1 protein-coding gene and 1 pseudogene are annotated in these 2,206 nt (G+C 43.2%); both read right to left on the reverse strand.

The window, feature by feature from the left end; genetic code table 11:
- Positions 1–1,444, reverse strand: a 1,444-nt coding sequence (locus IQ242_RS23065) for an LVIVD repeat-containing protein (protein ID WP_370583044.1), incomplete at its 3' end; no start/stop codon positions are given.
- 36 nt (positions 1,445–1,480) lie between these two features.
- Positions 1,481–1,978, reverse strand: a pseudogene (locus IQ242_RS26470) (DUF4347 domain-containing protein); the annotation flags it as partial.
- Between the last annotated feature and the right edge of the window lie 228 nt (positions 1,979–2,206).

The following is a 2,206-nucleotide window of genomic DNA, read 5'->3' on the forward strand; positions in this document are numbered from 1 at the left end:
GTACATCCCTAGCATTGCCAGAAGTATCATAATTACCCTTGAGAGTGGGGGTGGTCGGGTTGCTGATGTCGATGATTTGCAGTCCTGACGTATCATCAGCTACATAAGCGTAGTTCCCCACTATTTGTACATCCCTAGCATTGCCAGAAGTATCATAATTACCCTTGAGAGTGGGGGTGGTCGGGTTGCTGATGTCGATGATTTGCAGTCCTGACGTATCATCAGCTACATAAGCGTAGTTACCGACTATTTGTACATCCCTAGCATTGCCAGAAGTATCATAATTACCCTTGAGAGTGGGGGTGGTCGGGTTGCTGATGTCGATGATTTGCAGTCCTGACGTATCATCAGCTACATAAGCGTAGTTACCGACTATTTGAACACCAGAAGCCAAGCCAGAATGATCATAATTACTCTTGGGAGTAGGAGTTGTAGGATTGCCGATGTCGATAATTTGCAGTCCTGATGAATTATCAGCCACATAAGCATAGTTACCCACTACTTGTACATCCAAAGCAACGCTGGGAGTATCATAATTACCCTTGAGAGTGGGATTTGTCGGGTTGCTAATGTCGATGATTTGCAGTCCTTTATCATAATCAGCTACATAAGCATAGTTACCGACTACTTGTACACCCGCAGCATTGCCAGAAGTATTGTAATTACCCTTGAGAGTGGGGTTTGTCGGGTTGCTGATGTCGATTATTTGCAGTCCTAAACCAGCAGCAGCTAGATAAGCATAGTTACCGACTATTTGTACATCCTCAGCACGGCCAGAAAAAGTACCCTTGAGAGTGGGGTTTATCGGGTTGCTGATGTCGATGATTTGCAGTCCTTTATCATAATCAGCTACATAAGCATAGTTACCGACTATTTGTACACCTAAAGCCCAGCCAGAAGTATTATAATTACCCTTGAGAGTGGGGTTTGTCGGGTTGCTAATGTCGATGATTTGCAGTCCTGACGTATCATCAGCTACATAAGCATAGTTGCCGACTATTTGTACACCCGCAGCATAGCCAGAAGTATTATAATTACCCTTGAAGGTGGGGTTTGTCGGGTTGCTGATGTCGATAATGTGCAGTCCTGAACCTACATCAGCTACATAAGCATAGTTACCGACTACTTGTACATCTTGGTCTATATAAACACCAGGAGTTAGATAACCAGAAGGAATATCATAACTTCCCTTAAAAATCGGGTTACTGGGGTTACTAATATCAATAATCTCCAGAGTGTCCCCTACCGCATAAGCATAGTTACCGACTATTGTTACCGCACTGGCATAGCTTAATCTATACCATCCTCCTACTAACGTAGGGGCAAATACTCCGGGATAAGTGTTGAGTATATCCGACTGAAAAACACCAGATGTCTGCAAATCCGACAAATCTAAGGTTTCAATAAAGGTTTGATTCTCTCCCTTTATCGCGGGTAAACTCACCTCTAACTCCCAACTTCCTCCTAAGGCTGCATTTCCTACCCGTCTGCTGGAAGCCGCTATTTTCGCCCCAGTAATTTGGGACAATTTATTAATAAACTCTGTCCCGGCATCTCCCGCCGCGACCTGACAACCGTACAGTAGGATACGATTAATCTTTGCCCAATTCTGTAACTGTTGGCGGTAATCGTAAATATTTGTTAAATTAAGTTGACAATTCCCTAAATATAAGCATCCTGGCGCACCATGGGAAACCAGGTGAATGGTGGTAATCTGGGGATTTTGTTGTAAAAAAGCGGATATTTGTTCGATTCCGTCTTCGTTGGGAGAGAGAATAACCGTGGCGACTTCTGGAATTACCCCAGCTTGGAGACTTTGATAATCGCTAACACCAGCATCGAGGAAAACTACAGTAGCGGTTAAACGCTGATTTCTCGCACTATCCACCTGATTAGCTTGACTCAAGCCATCAGATTGAGCAAAATTGAACAAAACATCGTCAACAGCAGGAAAGCTCGGCAAAAGGGTAGAAGTCATGACGTTAACTGCAAAGGTTTATTGCTAACAGTTTTAGCCTAACAATGGCCAATCTTTCAAGGGGGATATAACAAAAATTTACAGAAAACGGGTTTCTCAAAGGAACCCGTTTTCTAAGAAACCCGTTTTCTAGATATTGATTTTTGCCAAAGACTGCTTAAATTCTGCGAGAGAATTAGCGGTAGCTGCTAATTTTAGTAGCTCTTCTAAGATAGTAGGGTTAGTGAT

This window comes from Microcystis sp. LEGE 08355 (assembly GCF_015207185.1).
Lineage (GTDB): Bacteria > Cyanobacteriota > Cyanobacteriia > Cyanobacteriales > Microcystaceae > Microcystis > Microcystis panniformis.